The organism is Streptomyces sp. NPDC051684, from assembly GCF_044453445.1.
In the GTDB taxonomy this organism is placed as follows: Bacteria; Actinomycetota; Actinomycetes; order Streptomycetales; family Streptomycetaceae; genus Streptomyces.
In genome coordinates this window covers 16,097-35,436 of the sequence record NZ_JBITCS010000048.1, presented here as the reverse complement: position 1 = coordinate 35,436, position 19,340 = coordinate 16,097, and the positions used below count along the sequence as shown (strand labels likewise).

Annotated in this window: 17 protein-coding genes and 1 pseudogene; 12 read left to right on the top strand and 6 right to left on the bottom strand. The window is 70.5% G+C overall.

Annotated elements, in window-relative coordinates; all coding sequences use genetic code 11:
- Nucleotides 1–63: 63 nt before the first annotated feature.
- The 9 genes from panC to ACIA8D_RS36960 all read left to right on the top strand — a co-directional run bounded on the left by panC (nucleotide 64) and on the right by ACIA8D_RS36960 (nucleotide 7,144).
- The gene (panC, locus tag ACIA8D_RS37000) at nucleotides 64–1,023 is read left to right on the top strand and encodes a pantoate--beta-alanine ligase (protein WP_399239049.1); all 960 of its coding nucleotides are present in this window, start codon (nucleotides 64–66) and stop codon (nucleotides 1,021–1,023) included.
- Nucleotides 1,020–2,735, top strand: a complete 1,716-nt coding sequence (locus tag ACIA8D_RS36995) for an L-aspartate oxidase (protein ID WP_399239001.1) — start codon at nucleotides 1,020–1,022, stop codon at nucleotides 2,733–2,735. Before panC ends, ACIA8D_RS36995 begins: the two co-directional genes overlap by 4 nt.
- Nucleotides 2,732–3,730, top strand: coding sequence for a carboxylating nicotinate-nucleotide diphosphorylase (gene nadC, locus ACIA8D_RS36990; RefSeq protein ID WP_399238999.1), 999 nt, complete (start codon nucleotides 2,732–2,734; stop codon nucleotides 3,728–3,730). The genes ACIA8D_RS36995 and nadC overlap by 4 nt, the downstream gene beginning before the upstream one ends.
- Entirely contained in the window at nucleotides 3,730–4,527 is a 798-nt protein-coding gene (locus ACIA8D_RS36985; RefSeq protein WP_399238997.1) for a type III pantothenate kinase, read from the top strand. The genes nadC and ACIA8D_RS36985 overlap by 1 nt, the downstream gene beginning before the upstream one ends.
- A 117-nt stretch (nucleotides 4,528–4,644) precedes the next feature.
- On the top strand, nucleotides 4,645–5,244 hold the full coding sequence (locus tag ACIA8D_RS36980) for a hypothetical protein (RefSeq protein WP_399238995.1): 600 nt from the start codon (nucleotides 4,645–4,647) through the stop codon (nucleotides 5,242–5,244).
- A 13-nt stretch (nucleotides 5,245–5,257) separates the two neighbouring features.
- Nucleotides 5,258–5,446, top strand: a complete 189-nt coding sequence (locus ACIA8D_RS36975) for a hypothetical protein (RefSeq protein ID WP_399238993.1) — start codon at nucleotides 5,258–5,260, stop codon at nucleotides 5,444–5,446.
- Nucleotides 5,447–5,572: 126 nt separating this feature from the next.
- Nucleotides 5,573–5,989 (top strand): BlaI/MecI/CopY family transcriptional regulator, encoded by a 417-nt coding sequence (locus ACIA8D_RS36970; protein WP_385762866.1) that lies wholly within the window; start codon nucleotides 5,573–5,575, stop codon nucleotides 5,987–5,989.
- 9 nt (nucleotides 5,990–5,998) lie between these two features.
- Nucleotides 5,999–6,559, top strand: coding sequence for an amino-acid N-acetyltransferase (locus ACIA8D_RS36965; protein ID WP_399238991.1), 561 nt, complete (start codon nucleotides 5,999–6,001; stop codon nucleotides 6,557–6,559).
- Nucleotides 6,560–6,808: 249 nt separating this feature from the next.
- A complete protein-coding gene (locus ACIA8D_RS36960; protein WP_266711306.1) occupies nucleotides 6,809–7,144 on the top strand; it encodes an Lsr2 family protein in 336 nt (111 codons plus the stop codon).
- Here ACIA8D_RS36960 and ACIA8D_RS36955 read toward each other — a convergent pair.
- Nucleotides 7,123–7,788 carry an SCO3374 family protein gene (locus tag ACIA8D_RS36955; protein ID WP_399238989.1) on the bottom strand — a complete coding sequence of 222 codons (666 nt, stop codon included), beginning with the start codon at nucleotides 7,786–7,788 and terminating at the stop codon, nucleotides 7,123–7,125. The two genes, ACIA8D_RS36960 and ACIA8D_RS36955, sit on opposite strands and share 22 nt — an antisense overlap.
- A gap of 412 nt (nucleotides 7,789–8,200) precedes the next feature.
- Between ACIA8D_RS36955 and ACIA8D_RS36950 the strand changes: the two genes are divergently transcribed.
- Nucleotides 8,201–10,726 (top strand): ATP-dependent Clp protease ATP-binding subunit, encoded by a 2,526-nt coding sequence (locus ACIA8D_RS36950; RefSeq protein ID WP_399238987.1) that lies wholly within the window; start codon nucleotides 8,201–8,203, stop codon nucleotides 10,724–10,726.
- Nucleotides 10,727–10,865: 139 nt separating this feature from the next.
- On the opposite strand, the pseudogene ACIA8D_RS36945 reads toward ACIA8D_RS36950, so the two are convergent.
- Nucleotides 10,866–12,989, bottom strand: a pseudogene (locus ACIA8D_RS36945) (NACHT domain-containing protein).
- 432 nt (nucleotides 12,990–13,421) lie between these two features.
- Between ACIA8D_RS36945 and ACIA8D_RS36940 the strand changes: the two are divergent.
- Nucleotides 13,422–14,126 carry a M23 family metallopeptidase gene (locus ACIA8D_RS36940; protein ID WP_399238985.1) on the top strand — a complete coding sequence of 235 codons (705 nt, stop codon included), beginning with the start codon at nucleotides 13,422–13,424 and terminating at the stop codon, nucleotides 14,124–14,126.
- A gap of 22 nt (nucleotides 14,127–14,148) precedes the next feature.
- On the opposite strand, the gene ACIA8D_RS36935 is transcribed toward ACIA8D_RS36940, so the two are convergent.
- Nucleotides 14,149–14,730 carry a TetR/AcrR family transcriptional regulator gene (locus ACIA8D_RS36935; protein ID WP_399238983.1) on the bottom strand — a complete coding sequence of 194 codons (582 nt, stop codon included), beginning with the start codon at nucleotides 14,728–14,730 and terminating at the stop codon, nucleotides 14,149–14,151.
- A 130-nt stretch (nucleotides 14,731–14,860) separates the two neighbouring features.
- Here ACIA8D_RS36935 and ACIA8D_RS36930 point away from each other — a divergent pair, with 130 nt between their 5' ends.
- Nucleotides 14,861–16,414 carry an MDR family MFS transporter gene (locus ACIA8D_RS36930; RefSeq protein ID WP_399238981.1) on the top strand — a complete coding sequence of 518 codons (1,554 nt, stop codon included), beginning with the start codon at nucleotides 14,861–14,863 and terminating at the stop codon, nucleotides 16,412–16,414.
- Nucleotides 16,415–16,440: 26 nt separating this feature from the next.
- Here the strand turns inward: ACIA8D_RS36930 and cseC are convergent, their stop codons facing one another.
- Genes cseC through ACIA8D_RS36915 form a run of 3 tightly spaced genes read right to left on the bottom strand, consistent with a single transcriptional unit; the run spans nucleotide 16,441 to nucleotide 19,340 of the window.
- Nucleotides 16,441–17,877 carry a two-component system sensor histidine kinase CseC gene (gene cseC / locus ACIA8D_RS36925; RefSeq protein WP_399238979.1) on the bottom strand — a complete coding sequence of 479 codons (1,437 nt, stop codon included), beginning with the start codon at nucleotides 17,875–17,877 and terminating at the stop codon, nucleotides 16,441–16,443.
- A 22-nt stretch (nucleotides 17,878–17,899) separates the two neighbouring features.
- Entirely contained in the window at nucleotides 17,900–18,628 is a 729-nt protein-coding gene (cseB, locus tag ACIA8D_RS36920) for a two-component system response regulator CseB (RefSeq protein WP_399239047.1), read from the bottom strand.
- A gap of 46 nt (nucleotides 18,629–18,674) precedes the next feature.
- Entirely contained in the window at nucleotides 18,675–19,340 is a 666-nt protein-coding gene (locus tag ACIA8D_RS36915; protein ID WP_399239045.1) for a hypothetical protein, read from the bottom strand.

The window sequence follows — 19,340 nt, the reverse complement described above, 5'->3', positions numbered from 1 at the left end:
GACGCCATGGCGGCGAACCCCGTGAAGCCGTCGCGCACGCGGCTCCTCCACAAGGGCGCGGACATGCGGGCACGCACGCGTACCGGCCCGCGCGTCGTCGTCATGACGATGGGCGCCCTGCACGAGGGCCACGCGACGCTGATCCGCTCGGCCAGGGCCCGCGCAGGGGCGGACGGCGAAGTGGTCGTCACCGTCTTCGTGAACCCGCTCCAGTTCGGCGCGGGCGAGGACCTCGACCGTTATCCGCGCACCCTGGAAGCGGATCTGAGGATCGCCGAACAGGCGGGCGCGGACGCCGTGTTCGCGCCCTGTGTCGACGAGGTCTACCCGGGCGGGCAGCCCGAGATCCGCATCACGGCGGGCCCCATGGGCGAGCGGCTCGAAGGCGCCTCGCGCCCCGGCCACTTCGACGGCATGCTCACCGTCGTCGCCAAGCTGCTGCACCTCACACGCGCGGACGTGGCCCTCTTCGGCCAGAAGGACGCGCAGCAACTGGCCCTGGTGCGCCGCATGGTGCGCGATCTGAACTTCGACGTGGAGATCGTCGCCGTGCCCACGGTCCGCGAGGAGGACGGGCTCGCGCTCTCCTCCCGCAACCGCTACTTGTCCCCGGCCGAGCGCCGCACCGCTCTGGCCCTCTCCGACGCCCTGTTCACGGGCCGCGACCGGCACGCGGCGCAGGAGGCCCTGCGCGCGCGTGCCGCCGAGAGCCCGACCCCACGCGCGCGGGCGAAGGCGCTCGGCAAGATAGGCGAGGCCCGGGCAGCCGCCGACGCGCACGCCGTCGCGACGGCCTCCCCGGGCCGCCCCTCGGCGGTCCTCGCGGCGGCCCGCCAGATCCTCGACGAGGCGAAGCGCCTCCAGCCGCCGGTCGAGCTCGACTACGTGGCCCTCGTCGACCCGCGCGACTTCACCGACGTGACCGACGGCTTCGAGGGCGAGGCCGTGCTCGCGGTCGCCGCGCGCGTGGGCAACACCCGCCTCATCGACAACCTGCCGCTGACCTTCGGAGGCCACGAATGAGCAGCACCGGCATACGGCTCCACGCCCCCGCCCCCGGCTGGAACGTCGAGGCCGACGTCGTGATCGTCGGCTCCGGCGTCGCGGGCCTCACCGCGGCGCTGCGCTGCCAGGCCGCGGGCCTGCGCACCGTCGTCGTCACCAAGGCCCGCCTCGACGACGGCTCCACGCGCTGGGCGCAGGGCGGCGTCGCGGCGGCCCTCGGCGAGGGCGACACCCCCGAGCAGCACCTGGGCGACACCCTGGTCGCCGGCGTGGGACTGTGCGACGAGGCGGCCGTGCGCACCCTCGTGACCGAGGGCCCCGACGCCGTCCGCCGCCTGATCGGGACCGGCGCGCACTTCGACGAGTCCGCCGAGGGCGACCTGGAGCTGACCCGCGAGGGCGGCCACCACCGCCGCCGCATCGCGCACGCGGGCGGCGACGCGACCGGCGCCGAGATCTCCCGCGCCCTGGTCGAGGCGGTACGTGCGCGTGGTGTGGAAACCGTCGAGAACGCCCTGGTCCTCGATCTACTGACGGACGCCGAGGGCCGCGCGGCCGGTGTCACCCTGCACGTCATGGGCGAGGGCCAGCACGACGGCGTGGGCGCCGTCGTGGCGCCCGCCGTCGTCCTCGCGACCGGCGGCATGGGCCAGGTCTTCTCGGCGACCACGAACCCGCACGTGTCCACGGGCGACGGCGTCGCGCTCGCCCTGCGCGCGGGCGCCGAGGTCAGCGACCTGGAATTCGTCCAGTTCCACCCGACCGTGCTGTTCCTCGGCGCGGACGCCGAGGGCCAGCAGCCACTCGTCTCCGAAGCCGTGCGCGGCGAGGGCGCGTACCTGGTGGACGCGGACGGCGTGCGCTTCATGGTGGGCCAGCACGAGCTCGCCGAGCTGGCGCCCCGCGACATCGTCGCCAAGGGCATCACGCGCCGCATGCAGGAGCTCGGCACCGAGCACATGTACCTGGACGCGCGGCACTTCGGCGCCGACATGTGGGAGAACCGGTTCCCCACGATCCTCGCGGCCTGCCGCGCCCACGGCATCGACCCGGTGACCGAGCCCATCCCCGTCGCTCCCGCCGCGCACTACGCCTCCGGAGGCGTCCGCACGGACCTCTCCGGCCGCACCACCGTGCCGGGCCTCTACGCGTGCGGGGAGGCCGCCTGCACGGGCGTCCACGGGGCGAACCGGCTGGCCTCCAACTCCCTTCTGGAGGGCCTCGTCTACGCGGAGCGCATCGCGGACGACATCGAGCGGCAGCACGCCGAGAACGGCCTCCACGCGCGCGTGCCCGCCCCCGTGGAGCACCCGTCGACGCCGGCGCACCCGCTGCTTCCCCCGGAGGCACGGTTCGCCATCCAGCGCGTGATGACGGCGGGAGCGGGCGTCCTGCGCTCCGCCGACTCCCTCGCGGAGGCCGCCGCCCGGCTCGGCCGGATCCACGCCGAGGCGGTCAACTCCCTCACGGAGCACGGCAAGACCTCGGAGCCCGGCGTCGACACCTGGGAGGCCACCAACCTCCTGTGCGTGGCCCGCGTCCTGGTCGCCGCCGCGCGCCGCCGCGAGGAGACCCGCGGCTGCCACTGGCGCGAGGACCACCCGGACCGCGACGATGCCACGTGGCGCCGCCACATCGTCGTACGCCTGAATCCGGACCGGACCCTGGCCACCCGCACCACACCCACAGCAGACTTCCCGGCAACGGCCAAGAACCCTCAGGAGCAGTGACCGACGTGAGCGCCACCCCCGACCTCCCCCTGGCGGACGCAGGCAGCGAAGGCTGCGGCGACAACTGCGGCTGCGCGCAGGGAGATTCCGACGACGTCATGGAGTGCGGCCTCGACCCGTCGCTGGCCCAGCTGCTGCTCGACGCGGGCCTGCACCCGGTCGAGATCGAGGACATCGCCCACATGGCCATCACCGAGGACCTGGACGGCGGCGTGGACGTCACGACCGTCGCCACGATCCCCGAAGAGGCCGTCGCCACCGCCGACTTCACGGCCCGCGAGGCGGGCGTCGTGGCGGGCCTGCGGGTCGCCGAGGCGGTCATCTCCGTCGTGGCCACGGACGAGTTCGAGGTCGAGCGGCACGCGGAGGACGGCGACCGCGTCGAGGCAGGGCAGAAGCTGCTCTCCGTCACCACCCGCACCCGGGACCTGCTCACCGCCGAGCGCACCGCGCTCAACATCATGTGCCGCCTGTCCGGCATCGCGACGGCCACGCGCGCGTGGGCGGACGTCCTGGACGGCACGAAGGCGAAGGTCCGCGACACCCGCAAGACGACGCCCGGCCTGCGCTCCCTGGAGAAGTACGCGGTCCGCATGGGCGGCGGCGTCAACCACCGCATGTCCCTGTCGGACGCGGCCCTGGTCAAGGACAACCACGTGGTCGCGGCCGGCGGCGTCGCCCAGGCGTTCCAGGCCGTACGGGACCGCTTCCCCGGTCTGCCGATCGAGGTCGAGGTCGACACCCTGCACCAGCTGCGCGAGGTCCTCGACGCGGGCGCCGACCTGATCCTCCTGGACAACTTCACGCCGGGCGAGACGGAGGAGGCCGTGGCGATCACCGACGGCCGCGCCCTCCTGGAGTCCTCGGGCCGGCTCACGCTGGAGAACGCGGCCACGTACGCGAAGACGGGCGTCGACTACCTCGCCGTAGGGGCCCTCACCCACTCCTCGCCGATCCTCGACATCGGCCTCGACCTGCGCGAGGCGGACGCCTGATGCTGCTCACCATCGACGTGGGCAACACCCACACCGTCCTCGGCCTGTTCGACGGCGAGGAGATCATCGAGCACTGGCGCATCTCCACGGACGCGCGCAGAACCGCCGACGAACTCGCCGTCCTGCTCAAGGGCCTGATGGGCATGCACCCGCTGCTCGGCGACGAACTCGGCGACGGCATCGACGGCATCGCCATCTGCTCGACCGTCCCCTCGGTCCTGCACGAGCTGCGCGAGGTCACCCGCCGCTACTACGGCGACGTACCCGCCGTCCTCGTCGAACCCGGCATCAAGACCGGCGTGCCGATCCTCATGGACAACCCCAAGGAGGTCGGCGCCGACCGGATCATCAACGCGGTCGCGGCCGTCGAGATGTTCGGCGGCCCCGCGATCGTCGTGGACTTCGGCACGGCCACGACCTTCGACGCGGTCTCCGCGCGCGGGGAGTACGCGGGCGGTGTGATCGCGCCCGGTATCGAGATCTCCGTGGAGGCGCTCGGCATGCGCGGCGCCCAGCTGCGCAAGATCGAGCTGGCCAGGCCGCGCAGCGTCATCGGCAAGAACACCGTCGAGGCGATGCAGGCGGGCATCGTGTACGGCTTCGCGGGCCAGGTCGACGGGGTCGTGAACCGGATGGCCAAGGAGCTCGCGGACGACCCGGACGACGTGACCGTCATCGCGACGGGCGGCCTCGCGCCGATGGTGCTCGGCGAGTCCACCGTGATCGACGAGCACGAGCCGTGGCTGACGCTGATCGGGCTGCGTCTCGTGTACGAGCGGAACGTTTCGCGGCTCTGAGCCCGGATCCGAGGCGCGGGCGCCCCGGGAGCCCGGAAGAACCTCCGGAGCAATCGGGGCGCGCCCGGGAATTGCCGGTTAAGCAGATTTGTCCGTAATAGGCCGTACCGTCCTTTCATGCCCACGCCCTACGGAAATCGTGGCGGCATGGCGTTCGGTGCAGAAGAGCTGCGTGTGCTCCGACGCGCCCTCGCCCTCGCCCTCCACCCCAGCCCCACCTCGGACGAGGACGTCCGGGCCTGTCTGCGACTCGCGGAGTCGGTCGACGAAACGGCCCGGGAAGGTCTGCGCATGCGGGCCTTCCTCCGCGCCGACCTCGACCGCTACCGGACCGCCCTGCCCGGCTCCGCTCCCGGCTATCTGAGCCTCCTCAAGGAGGCCCTGGCGGCGGGCCACAGGCCCGGCGCAGAGGACCTCGCGGCGCTGCGCGCGCTGCCGGCGAACCCGGCCGCGGTGGCCCTGCTCGCCCGCTGCCGCGACCTGGCGGAACAGGGCGTACGCGACAAGTTCGACGCCCGGTACCGCCCCCGCGTTCCGGCCTCCCGCACCCACCTGCTCGCCCTGCCCGGCGGACTCTCGGCGGCGGACGGCGACAAGCCCGCGAGGCCGGCCCCCGAGGCGCCGCAGCGCCCGGTCCCCACCCCGGCCGAGGTCTTCCCGCCCAAGCGCCGCCCCGCGCAACCGCCCGCCCCGACGCAGCGACTGGCCGTGGGGTAGCTACTCTGGGGGCATGGACTACGTCTCCGCGCTCGTGCCCCCGGTCGTGATGGCCGCGTTCTTCGTCGGTCTGATCGTGACCATCGTGAAGTCGCAGAGCGGCGACAAGAAGGCCAAGGAGGACGCGGCCGTCGACGCCGCCATCGCGCGCGCCGAGGCCGCCCGGCAGGGCGGCGGCGCGCAGCAGGACGCGACCGCCTGAGCGCGGTCGCGGCCGGCACGGAAACCGCAGTGAGGGGCGCCCATCGGGCGCCCCTTTTGTCATTGGTTGGCGAACGTCGCCACGTCCCGCGTTGAATTACCGACTTCTCCCACTATTGTGCTTCTCGTGCCGCGCCCCTTGGGAGAACTCGAAGACGCAGTGATGACACGGGTGTGGAAGTGGAACCGCCCGGTCACCGTGAGGGAAGTCCTGGAGGACCTCCAACAGGAACGGTCCATCGCCTACACGACCGTCATGACCGTATTGGACAATCTCCATCAGAAGGGCTGGGTACGCCGCGAAGCGGAAGGCCGGGCCTATCGATATGAGGCGGTCTCCACGCGGGCCGCGTACTCGGCCGCGCTGATGAACGAGGCCTGGGCGCAGAGCGACAACCCCGCCGCCGCGCTCGTCGCGTTCTTCGGGATGATGTCGCCGGAGCAGCGCGAGGCCCTCAGGGATGCCATGCGGATCGTGTCGCCCGAACTTCCCGCGGAAGTCCCCTCGGCCCCCGAGGAAGCGGGCGACGGGGCCGGGCGATAGCGTCCGGACATGCCAGCAGAGCTCCCCGAAGTCGGGTCAACCGTCGAATCGGTCCGTAAAGCAGTCACCGTACGCAGGGCACGGACGGCCGATGTGCCGGAGGTGCGCCGCCTGCTCGACGCGTACAGCCGACAGGGGATCCTGCTCGACAAAGCCACCGTGACGCTTTACGAGGACATCCAGGAGTTCTGGGTCGCGGAACGCGACGACAACGCCGCGGTCGTCGGCTGCGGCGCACTGCACGTCATGTGGGAAGACCTCGCGGAAGTCCGTACGCTCGCGGTGGATCCGCAGGTCAAGGGGTCCGGCGTCGGACATCTGCTGCTCGAGAAGCTTCTTCAGACCGCGCGCTGGATCGGTGTTCGGCGGGTTTTCTGCCTCACCTTCGAAGTCGAGTTCTTCGCCAAGCACGCCTTCGTGGAGATCGGCGAGACGCCCGTCGATACGGTCGACACCGATGTCTACAGTGAGCTGCTGCGTTCCTATGACGAGGGCGTAGCAGAGTTCCTCGGTCTCGAACGAGTGAAACCGAACACCTTGGGCAACAGCCGGATGCTTCTGCATCTGTGATCGCCGTCGGACGCTATTCCGGCATGCGTGCTTGCAACGGTTCCCTATGTCCGAATCGCGCATGTTTTTGGGCCCGGTGGGCAGTGTTCAACTCCGGGATCTCTCCCTGATCTCAGCCAGGGGTTTGTGTTTTTCGGGCAAAAGCGGTTTGCTTTCCGACGTACTGCAGTACTGCATATAACAAGGGGACGGCGAATCAGCGGCCGTGGTCGCGGGGCCGCCCTTCAGATTTCGATGAAAGGAAATCCGGTGGCACAGAAGGTTCAGGTCCTTCTTGTCGATGACCTCGACGGTGGCGAGGCGGACGAGACCGTGACGTTCGCGCTCGACGGCAAGTCGTACGAGATCGACCTCACCACCGCCAATGCGGACAAGCTCCGCGGCCTCCTTGAGCCGTACCTCAAGGGCGGTCGTCGCACCGGTGGCCGCTCGAGCGGCCGGGGTAAGGCGCGCGCCACGTCCGGCGGCGGCAACCAGGACACCGCGCAGATCCGCGCGTGGGCGAAGGAGAACGGCTACGAGGTCAACGACCGCGGCCGTGTTCCCCAGTCGATCCGTGAGGCCTACGAGAAGGCCAACGGCTGACGGGACGGCCGCATTGGTCGCTTTGTTGACGTGGTCGCCGGCGCGGCAGCGCCGCGACGCAGTCGGGCCCGGTGGCAGTGTGTCGCCGCCGTGTCCACGAGGCGTACGAGATCGGGGGCGCCCCCACCGCCCCCCACGACCGACCAGGTCGAGACGGCCGTCAGGGTCGTCAGGGCCGGTAGCACCGGTTCCACCTCGCAGCCGGGCTCGGGGGGCCGCACCCAGACGGCGGCCTCCTGCGAGCCGGACCACCCCGGAGGCGTCGGCGCGTCGATGAGACCGCCCGCCCCGACGGCGACGAGATCCAGGGGCAGCGCCCCCCACTCCAGCCAGTCGAGCAGCCCCGGAAGTTCGTCCGCGCTGCCCGCGGCGACGAGCAGCCGCATCGTTTCCCCGCACACGGCCACCGGTGACCGGGGATCGAGTCTGCGCAGCATCGCGAAGCCGGCGTCGGCCGGCACCTCCAGGACGTCGAAGCGCAGGCCGGTGCGGAGCAGCGCGCCGTCGGGCCCTGCCGCGGTCGCCCAGTCGAGCTCGTCCTCGTACCACTGCCGGAGTGGATCGCGTCCGGTGTCGGCCAGCGGTTGCCGGGGAGCGGGAACGGTCGTGCCGGAAGTGGTGACCATGCCAGGAGCAACAGCCATCGACGCTCCGGGGTTACGCACGGTCGCCGGATGCATGCGTACTGTGTCCGGAAAAGGGGCGTACGGGAGCGTTGGACGGCGCAAAGATGTTCGCCCGTAGCGGAGGGAACCAGGGCGCGCCGCATGGAGTGTCAGTCCGTGCGGGTAAGACATCCCTAGTGGGAGGGGCGACACGTGCGGGACGGGCAGCCTGCGTTCGCCATCGGCGTACTGATGGTGGGGGTATCTGCCTGGCCTGCGGGAACATCGTCTCGCACCATCGGGTTGGAGCAGTTGTCGGCGTTCGGGGCAGGAGACCATGAACGGGTGTCGGCAGATGGAATGAGCGGTCCCCGCTTGCGGGACTAAGCTGCGGAAGGACAGGGAGGGGACCGACCCCTAACTGCCTGACCGCTCTGAGGAGCGATTAACGATGTTCGAGAGGTTCACCGACCGCGCGCGGCGGGTTGTCGTCCTGGCTCAGGAAGAAGCCCGGATGCTCAACCACAATTACATCGGCACCGAGCACATCCTCCTGGGCTTGATCCACGAGGGCGAGGGTGTCGCCGCTAAGGCCCTGGAGAGCCTCGGGATTTCGCTCGAGGCGGTCCGCCAGCAGGTGGAGGAGATCATCGGCCAGGGCCAGCAGGCCCCGTCCGGCCACATCCCCTTCACCCCCCGTGCCAAGAAGGTCCTGGAGCTGTCGCTCCGCGAGGCCCTTCAGCTGGGCCACAACTACATCGGCACGGAGCACATCCTGCTCGGCCTGATCCGTGAGGGCGAGGGCGTCGCCGCCCAGGTCCTGGTCAAGCTGGGCGCAGACCTCAACCGGGTGCGGCAGCAGGTCATCCAGCTGCTCTCCGGTTACCAGGGCAAGGAGACCGCCGCCGCCGGCGGTCCTGCCGAGGGCACGCCCTCCACGTCCCTGGTGCTCGACCAGTTCGGCCGCAACCTGACGCAGGCCGCTCGTGAGTCCAAGCTCGACCCGGTCATCGGGCGCGAGAAGGAGATCGAGCGCGTCATGCAGGTCCTGTCGCGCCGGACCAAGAACAACCCGGTCCTGATCGGTGAGCCCGGCGTCGGCAAGACCGCCGTCGTCGAGGGCCTCGCTCAGGCCATCGTCAAGGGCGAGGTGCCCGAGACCCTCAAGGACAAGCACCTCTACACCCTCGACCTCGGCGCGCTGGTCGCCGGCTCCCGCTACCGCGGTGACTTCGAGGAGCGCCTCAAGAAGGTGCTCAAGGAGATCCGCACCCGCGGCGACATCATCCTGTTCATCGACGAGCTGCACACGCTGGTCGGAGCGGGTGCCGCCGAGGGCGCCATCGACGCGGCTTCCATCCTGAAGCCGATGCTGGCCCGCGGTGAGCTGCAGACCATCGGTGCGACGACACTCGACGAGTACCGCAAGCACCTGGAGAAGGACGCGGCCCTCGAGCGCCGCTTCCAGCCGATCCAGGTCGCGGAGCCGTCGCTGCCGCACACGATCGAGATCCTCAAGGGCCTGCGCGACCGCTACGAGGCCCACCACCGGGTCTCCATCACGGACGAGGCCCTCGTCCAGGCCGCGACCCTGGCCGACCGGTACATCTCGGACCGCTTCCTGCCGGACAAGGCGATCGACCTGATCGACGAGGCCGGTTCCCGGATGCGCATCCGCCGGATGACCGCGCCGCCGGACCTCCGCGAGTTCGACGAGAAGATCGCGGGCGTGCGTCGCGACAAGGAGTCGGCCATCGACTCCCAGGACTTCGAGAAGGCGGCCTCTCTCCGCGACAAGGAGAAGCAGCTGCTTGCCGCGAAGGCCAAGCGCGAGAAGGAGTGGAAGGCCGGCGACATGGACGTCGTCGCCGAGGTCGACGGCGAGCTGATCGCCGAGGTCCTCGCGACCGCCACCGGCATTCCGGTCTTCAAGCTGACCGAGGAGGAGTCCTCGCGTCTGCTGCGCATGGAGGACGAGCTCCACAAGCGGGTCATCGGCCAGAAGGACGCCGTCAAGGCGCTCTCGCGGGCGATCCGCCGTACGCGGGCCGGTCTGAAGGACCCGAAGCGTCCGGGTGGTTCGTTCATCTTCGCCGGTCCGTCCGGTGTCGGTAAGACCGAGCTCTCCAAGGCGCTCGCCGAGTTCCTCTTCGGTGACGAGGAGGCGCTGATCTCCCTCGACATGTCGGAGTTCAGCGAGAAGCACACGGTGTCGCGGCTCTTCGGTTCGCCCCCCGGTTACGTGGGCTACGAAGAGGGCGGTCAGCTGACCGAGAAGGTGCGGCGCAAGCCGTTCTCGGTGGTTCTCTTCGACGAGGTCGAGAAGGCCCACCCGGACATCTTCAACTCGCTGCTTCAGATCCTGGAGGACGGTCGACTGACCGACTCCCAGGGCCGCGTCGTGGACTTCAAGAACACGGTCATCATCATGACGACCAACCTTGGAACCCGTGACATCTCGAAGGGCTTCAACCTCGGCTTCGCGGCCCAGGGCGACTCGAAGTCGAACTACGAGCGCATGAAGAACAAGGTGTCGGACGAGCTCAAGCAGCACTTCCGCCCCGAGTTCCTCAACCGTGTCGACGACGTCGTCGTCTTCCCGCAGCTCAGCCAGGGCGACATCCTCGAGATCGTCGACCTGATGATCTCGAAGGTGGACGAGCGCCTGAAGGACCGCGACATGGGCATCGAGCTCTCGCAGTCCGCCAAGGAGCTGCTGTCCAAGAAGGGCTACGACCCCGTGCTCGGCGCGCGTCCGCTGCGTCGCACGATCCAGCGCGAGGTCGAGGACAGCCTGTCGGAGAAGATCCTCTTCGGCGAGCTGCGCCCGGGCCACATCGTGGTCGTGGACACGGAGGGCGAGGGCGAGAACAAGACCTTCACCTTCCGCGGCGAGGAGAAGGCGGCACTGCCGGACGCCCCGCCGATCGAGGACGCGGCTGCCGGTGGCGGCCCGAACCTGAGCAAGGAGGCCTAACCCCTCCGGGGCGAGCCTGATACGGGTGGGCCCGAACCGTTCCTGGTGGAACGGTTCGGGCCCACCCGTTTTTGCTAGCGCTGATCCACGGCGACCTCGGCGTCGGGGAAGAGGCGGGCGTAGCGCTCGTACGGGAGCGTCACGCCGGGGGCGGTCTGGAGGACGACGTCGCGTACGGAGGGAAGGCGGGGCGGTAGGCCGAGAGGTCCTCGTCGCCGTGCAGAGCGGCGAGGCGCAGCAACTCGACGCCGGGGAGTTCGGGCAGGGCCTCGACGGATTCGGCGCCGCCGGTGAAGAAGGCCGCGTTCAGGTAGAGGTGCGTCAGGGCGGGCAGTTCGGCGACGCGGCGCCAGTCCTGGAGGGCCGGTAGGGCAGCGAGGCTGCCGAGGCTCAGTTTGGTCGTACGTGAGCAACTCGCGGAGCAGATGCGCGCGTTCGCCGGGACGGGCGTGCGCCACGGCCATCCGGATCGAGTCCTCGCCCTGCGGGTCGTCGGCGAGGCGCTGCACGAAGGGGAGCGCGTGGCCCTCCTCCACGGCGTAGCGGGCGGCCAGGTAGTCCTGGAAAGTGCGGTGGCTGAAGTCGACCGTGCAGGCGGCCGGTTCGCGCAGCAGGCCGCTGCGGAGCAGCAGCGTGCGCAGGACGTCCCGCGCGTCGCCGACCGCCGCCGAGGCCACCGTGGCCAGCCGGCGCTCAAGCGCGCCGACGGCGTGCTCGCGGCTCATCTCGGTGCGGCCGCTGAGGACGAGCGCGTACGCGAGGTGCTGGAGGAGGTCGATCTGGGCCTCCTCGCTCAGCTCGGGCACGGCCATGCCGCGCTCCCGGTCGCGCCGGGCGAGGAGCATCGTCAACGCGGCGTCGTACAACTCCTTGCGGCCGCTGGGCAGATACCCGCGGCGTTCGCGGTGCAGGGCGCAGATCAGGCCGCACATCAGGGGGTTGGTGGCGAGGCGGGCCAGGTCGCGCTTGGTGCGCAGGGAGTCGAGGAGCGCGCTCTCGTACGGGAGGGCGTCGGCGGCCGCGTGCCAGCGGTGCACGAACGTGGCGACGTCGGCGGAGCGCATCGGGGGAAGCAGCACCTCGCGAAAGCCGCTGTCGGCGAGCCATTCGGGTCGTACGGCGGTGGGGCGCGAGGTGAGCAGCCAGCGGTTGCCGGGGTACGCCTCGACGAGGCCGAGCAGCCAGTCGCGCACCCGGTTCCGCCCGGCCGTGGGGATCTCGTCGAGGCCGTCGACGAGGATCAGGGCGCGGGAGGTGGAGAGGACGCGCCCGGCCCAGCCCGAGGGCGCGCCCAGCGGGCAGGAGACCGCCGAAGGGAACGCCTCGGGCGCGGGCAGCGAGCCTGCCGATGCCAGCGTGCGCAGCGGCAGTACGAAGGGGATCCGGTCGCCGTCCGCGGCGGCCCGCGTCGCCAGCCACTGGATCAGCGTCGTCTTGCCCGAGCCCGCCTCGCCGCGCAGGAGCACCCGGTCGTGGCCGGAGGCGGACGCGTCCTCGGCGCGGATGCGGACGGCCGGGGCGGGCGCTTCGGCGACCGGGTCGAAGGTGTCCACCGGCGCGCGGGCCGTCGCCTCCAGACTCAGATACGCCACGTCCAGGGGCCAGCGCTCGGGCGCCTCGCGCAGGTCGATGCCGTAGATGGTCAGATGCCGGTGGCGGTCGGCGATGTGCCGGGCGTAGCGCTCCTCGAAGGCGGTGTCGGCCGCGTCGGCGCGCGGGGTGCGGGCGATCAGTTCGTCCGTCTTGGCGAGCAGCTCGGCCTCGCCCCGGCGCTGTTCGACCAGGGTGCGGGGGACGAAGGTGGACCGCTGGGTGAAGAACTGCACCACCTGACGGCAGGCCTCGTCGACGGCCGCGTCCAGGAAGTGGCCCGCGTCGGCGGACAGCCCGTGCGAGGCGGGGGCCGCGCGGCGCAGCGTGCGGGCCAGGGCGTGCGGGTCGAGTCGGGCCGCCTGTACGTCGTCCATGGTGAGGCCGCCGAGGGCGCACAGCGTGGCGGTCAGGGTGAGGGTGAGCGGTTCCGCCTCGTCGGCGGGGAACGGTGCCTCGCCGGGGGCGCGGGTGCGGCGATGAGGGCGCGGGCGATCCGCTCCGCTTCGGCGCCGTCCAGGGCGCGCTTCTCGCCGCGGAAGGAGACCGGCCCCGACAGCCGGACCGGCTCGTCCGTCAGGCCCGCGCCCGGGCCCTCCTGGACGAGGAGTTTCTTGAGCGCCGGGGCGATCACGCTCGAGGCCAGACGGGTGCCGAGGGCAGCGGGATCCATGGTTCGGGAGCGTAGCCCCGGTCACATCCGCGAGGGGTTGGATCTTGTCGACCGGTGACATGCCGCACAGGACGTGGATCACGTACGAACGGAAATAGTTGGTCGGGGGCGATCCGGCCGCGTCGTTACACGGTCGACGGGTTCCGGTGATGTGCCCGTTCCGCCGGAACCGAGTGGCCGTCGGGCCCGTATTGCCTTGCCTTGCTTTGATGAAGTGGGCTTAAACCAAGGATGAAGGCATAAATCGGACTACTTTCGTCCAGGTCCGACGGCGGTCCGGGTGGGGTGGTTCTCGGGGAGGGTCTACGAGGACATGTCGTAGATGGGCGTTTTGGGCGGCGATGGGGGGCGGGGTTACCAAGGGATGGCCGGCCCGGCAGCACGAGGCAGTGCGCCGGGCCCCGTCACGTCCCCGTTGAAAGGTCTGCCCATATGTCGAAGCGCACCCAGTCCCACCGCCCCGGTACGTCGATGCTCCGTAAGCGGGCTGCCGTCGTGGCCGCCGGATTCGGAGTGTCGGCGCTGCTCGGGACCGGGGCCGCGGTCGCCGACTCCGCAGACACCGCCCTCCCCGGTATCGCCGCCTCCTCCGTCGAGGCCCAGGCCACCGCTCAGGCCAAGGCCGCCGACAACGCCGCGAAGGCCAAGAAGCAGGCCGAGGCGAAGAAGAAGGAGGCCGAGGCCAAGAAGAAGGCGGCCGAGGAGAAGAAGGCCAAGTCCTGGATCGACCCGGTCAAGCACTACGAGCTGTCCGCCGGATACTCGCAGGGCGGCAGCATGTGGGCCAGCGGTCACCACTCCGGCCAGGACTTCGCCGTGCCGATCGGCACCGACGTCTCCGCCGTGCACGGCGGCACCGTCGTCAAGGCCGGCGGCAACGGCGCCGGTGACGGCCCCGCGTACGGCAATGCCATCGTCATCAAGCACAGCGACGGCACGTACTCGCAGTACGCCCACCTGTCCCGGATCGACGTGAAGGTCGGCGACACCGTCTCCACGGGCGACCACATCGCGAAGTCCGGCAACACCGGCAACTCCAGTGGCCCGCACCTGCACTTCGAGATCCGCACGACGGCGGACTACGGCTCGGCGGTCAACCCCGTCAACTTCCTGAAGAAGGAGGGCGTGCACGTCTGACGACGTCCGCGCCGGAGGCCCGTCAGCCGTGATGGGCCCGCGTGATCAGGTCGGAGGCGACCTCGAGGATGGCCTTGCGCTTCTCCTCGGGGTCGCCTTCGACGTCCCTGAGGACGAACATCCCGGCGTGCATCGAGATCAGCGCGCTGAGGCAGCGGACCCGGTCGGTCAGGGTGACGTCCTCGGGCAGCAGATGGTCGAGCAGGGACGTCATCCGCTCCTTGAAGTTCTCGCCGATGCTCAGCTCGCGCATCGTCGCCTGGTTCTCCTGCATGAAACGGAAGAGCGGGGCCGCGTCGTCGAGCGCGGTCGAGTACTCGCCGAGGATCTCCAGCTTGGCCGCCAGCGTCGGCGGCTGTTCGGCGGCCCGGGCGATCACGTCGTCGATCGGCTTCATCAGGTCCGTGAACAGGCTGACGACGATGTCTTCCTTCGTCTTGAAGTGGTAGTAGAGCGCGGCCTTCGTCACACCGAGGCGGTCGGAGATCTCCCGCAGTGAGGTCTTCTCGTACCCCTGCTCGGCGATGAGCTCCAAGGTCACGTCCTGAATGCGCTGGCGGGTGTCCCCGCGGCGCTGCTGCGGCTTGCTGCTGCCCGTGACCATCGGCTGCTGCCCTTCGTGCCCTTGGAGAAAAACTTACTTGACGCCCGGCTAGTTGGCGCTCTACTTTCCTCATTGTAGGGAACTAGCCGGGCGGCAAGTAAGTCCGGGTGACGCAGGGGGAGTGGGGACCATGACGCAGGCGGCGGTGCAGCCCGCGAAATCGGATCAGGAGCCGGTGAAACAACCGCGCAGCGTACGGGTGGTGCTGCTCGCGCTGATGCTCGCGATGCTGCTGGCCATGCTCGACAACATGATCGTGGGCACCGCGATGCCCACCATCGTCGGCGAACTGGGCGGCCTCGAGCACCTGTCGTGGGTGGTCACCGCGTACACGCTCGCGACCGCCGCCTCCACGCCGATCTGGGGGAAGATCGGCGACATGTACGGCAGGAAGGGCGCCTTCCTGACCTCCATCGTGATCTTCCTGCTCGGCTCCGTGCTCAGCGGAATGGCCCAGGACATGGGCCAGTTGATCGGGTTCAGGGCCGTGCAGGGGCTCGGCGCCGGCGGGCTGATGGTCGGGGTCATGGCCATCATCGGCGACCTGATCCCGCCGCGTGAGCGGGGCAAGTACCAGGGCATGATGGCCGGCGTGATGGCGCTCGCCATGATCGGCGGGCCGCTGGTCGGCGGCACCCTCACCGACCACCTCGGCTGGCGCTGGACCTTCTACATCAACGTGCCGCTCGGCATCCTCGCCCTCGTGGCGATCACCGCGGTGCTGCACCTGCCGAAGAAGCGGGCCTCGCACTCCATCGACTACTTCGGTGCGGCGCTGCTCACCGTCGGCATCACGTCGATCGTGCTCGTCACCACCTGGGGCGGGAGCGAGTACGCCTGGGACTCCGCCGTGATCATGGAGCTGATCGGGATCGGCGTCGCCGCGCTCGTCGGGTTCGTGTTCTGGCAGACCAAGGCCGCCGAGCCGATCGTGCCGCTGCACATCTTCCGCAACCGGAACTTCACGCTGATGTCCGTGATCGGCTTCATCACCGGCTTCGTGATGTTCGGCGCGGTGCTCTTCCTGCCGCTGTACCAGCAGTCCGTGCAGGGCGCGTCCGCGACCAACTCCGGTCTGCTGCTGCTTCCGATGCTGCTCGCGATGATGGTCGTCTCGCTGATTGCGGGCCGGGTCACCACCAACACCGGCAAGTACAAGGTGTTCCCGGTGGTGGGCAGCGTCCTGATGATCGCCGGTCTCTTCCTGCTCGCGCAGATGGACACCGGGACGTCCCGGTTCACGTCCGGGCTCTACATGGCCGTGCTGGGCGCCGGGATGGGCTGCCTGATGCAGATCACGATGCTGGTCGCGCAGAACAGCGTCGAGATGAAGGACATGGGCGTCGCGTCCTCGTCGACGACCCTGTTCCGTACGTTGGGGTCCTCGTTCGGCGTCGCCATCATGGGCGCGCTGTTCAACAACCGGGTGCAGGACGTCATGGCGGAGAAGGCCGGGGCGCTCGGCGGGAAGCTCACCGAGCAGTCGGCGCAGCTGGACGCGGCGAGCCTGGCGAAGCTGCCCGAACAGGCGCGGGACGCCTACCAGTTCGCGGTCTCTTCCGGTACGCACTCCGCGTTCCTGCTGGGCTCCGTGGTCGCGCTCGGCTCGCTGCTCGCGGCGGTCTTCGTCAAGGAGGTCGTGCTGCGGGGGGCGGGCCCGAAGGACCAGGAGCCGGTGGCCTGAAGGACCGGCACCCGCCGCAGGGGGCGCTATTTGCCCGGCAACCGCACCATCGGGAAGCTCCCGGTATTCGTCGGCGCGTGCTCCGGCAGCCACAGCACCGCCACGGCGCCCTCGGAGGGGGCGTCGTGGTCCGCGTTCTGCGGGCGGATGTTGCGGAACGTGAGGCGGGCGCCGAGCACCCGGGCCTGACCCGCCGCGATCGTCAGACCCAGGCCGTGGCCGTGGCCCGCGCGGTCGGCCGCGCCGGTGCGGAAGCGGCTCGGCCCCTCCTCCAGGAGCTCCTCCGGGAAACCGGGGCCGTGGTCGCGTACCCGCAGGACCCGGCCCTCGACGCTGACCTCGATGGGCGGGCGGGCGTGCTTGGAGGCGTTGGCCAGCAGGTTCAGGAGGATGCGCTCCAGGCGGCGTGGATCCGTCGTCACCTCGGACTCGTGTATGACCCGCACGGTGACGCCGTCGCCCGCGCGGGACGCGACGCGACGCTCCACGAACTCGCCCAGCATGATGTCCTGCAACTCGGCCCGCTCGGCGGCGCTGTCGAGGCGGGCCACTTCAAGGACGTCCTCGACGAGCGTACGCATCGCCTGCGCACGGTCCTTGACGAGTTCGCTGGGCCGCCCCGGCGGCAGCAGCTCGGCGGCGGTGAGCAGCCCGGTGACCGGTGTGCGCAGCTCGTGCGCGATGTCGGCGGTGACCCGGCGCTCGGCCTCAAGGCGCTGCTTCAGGGCGTCGGCCATCGCGTCGACGGCCTGCGCGAGATCGTCCGTCTCGTCGCGTACGACACCGCCGATGGCGCGGCGGACCTGGACGTCGCTCTGGCCCGCCGCCACATCACGGGCCGCGCTCGCCGCCTTGCGCAGCCGGCGGGAGAGCTGGCCGCCGATGAGGACGCCGAGCGCGCTGCCGCCGAGCACGACGGAGATCGAGCCGATCAGCAGCGCCTTGTCGAGGTCCTTCATCACGGTGGCGCTGCGGTCGGCGAACCGGGTGTGCACCGAGAGGATTCCGCCGTTGCTCAGCGGGACCGCGGCCCAGATGTCGGGCACGCCGCTCGCCGACTCCGAGACGTAGGTGACGCGGCGGCCCTCACGGGCCTTCGCGCGCAGGTCGGGCGGGAGCGCCGGATCGTCCACCTTGAAGCCGACGGGCAGATTGCCGCCGCGGGCCTCGTACTGCCGCTGCACGAACTGGATCCGCTCGTCCTGCACGTCCCGCGCGTTGTCCAGCATCGAGACGCGGGCCGCGTTGTGCACGACGAGGCTGAGCGCCACGGCGACGAGTGCGCCCACGAACGCGATGGCGACGCTGATCTTCCAACGCACGCCGGTCCGCAGGCCCTGCGGGATCCAGGAGCGGGCCGGCCGCACGGCCGCGGTCGGCTTCCCGGCAGAGCCCGTGGCGCCCTTCGCGCGCGGCGCCGGTACGGCCGTCGCGGGAGCGGAGTCCGTGGTCCCCCTTCTCATATGCGCTGTCCCATCAGCCCGGTCAGGCCTTGAGCTTGTAGCCGAAGCCGCGGACCGTCTCGATCCGGTCCTGGCCGATCTTCGTACGCAGCCGCTGCACATGGACGTCGACGACGCGGGTGTCGCCGCCCCAGCCGTAGTCCCAGACCCGCTCAAGGAGCTTGTCGCGGGACAGCACCGAGCCGGGGGCGGAGGAGAACTCGAGCAGCAGGCGCATCTCGGTGGGCGTCAGGGCCACCGGATTGCCGGCCTTCCTGACCTCCATGCCGTCCGTGTCGATCTCCAGGTCGCCGAAGTGCAGCGCGCCGCTGTCGGGCACGGGGCTCTCGGAGGCCGCGCCGGAGGCGGCGGCCGCGCCGCCCGCGTGCCCGAAGCGGCGCAGCACGGCGCGGATCCGGGCCACGAGCACCGCCCCGTCGAACGGCTTCGTCACATAGTCGTCGGCCCCCGCCTCCAGGCCGAGCACGACATCGATGGAGTCCGCGCGCGCGGAAAGCATGATCACCGGAACCGTCGACTCGTCCCGGATGCGGCGGCACAGGGAGACCCCGTCGAGGCCCGGCACCATCACGTCGAGCAGCGCGATGTCCGGCCGGTCCGAGCGGAACGCCTCCAGGCCCGCGAGCCCGTCCGGCATCGCGGTCACCACGAAGCCGTCGCGCTCCAGGGCGAGCTGGGTGGCCTCGCGGATGACGTCGTCGTCCTCGACGAACAGGACGTGCGTCGGCTCGCCCTTGCGCTCACCGCCCATGACAGTCATCCGAATCTCTCCTCCACGTTCGCCTTGACCGCGCCGCTCAGCCGGCGTCGTCCGAGGGCGCCGGGCTCTCGCCGTCCACCGCGTTGCTGTAGTCGTTGTGCGTGCGGCTCTCCTGGGTGAAACCGTGCCCGCTCCACCGGTACGTGAGGACTTCCTCGCCCGACGGTGAGGCGACCGAGTCACCCTTCTCGTACACCTGCTTGGTGACCACGAGATCACCCCGGTCGATCTCCGCGTACACCGGGGGTTCCTCGGCCCGGAACACGTTCTTGTACGTGCCGCCCTCGTCGCGATACACGTACGTGCCGATGCCGACCGCGTCACCGCAGGTCATCACGTTGACCACCACGTCGCTCCGGGAGCTGCCGGTCAGTGTTCCGTAGCTGACGTCCACCGGGTACTCGTCCGCCACGCACGGCTTCAGATCGCGCTTGATGTCGGCGCTGACCTTCGGGTCCCGCTTCACCAGCCGCACCGCCTCGGCGGAGTTCGGGGCGCTCGGGGACGCGGAGGCCGAGGGGCTCGCGCTGCCCGCGGCCGTCGAACCGACCGGGTCCGTGCGGGCCGGACCCTCGTCACGGGGGCCGGTGCCACCGGTGGAGCACGCCGCGAGAAGCCCGGCGCACAGCCCGATGGCGGCGAGCCCGGCGATCACCGCGCTCCCCGCCTTCATGCCCCGCATCAGGGCGGAACGCCCCCGCAT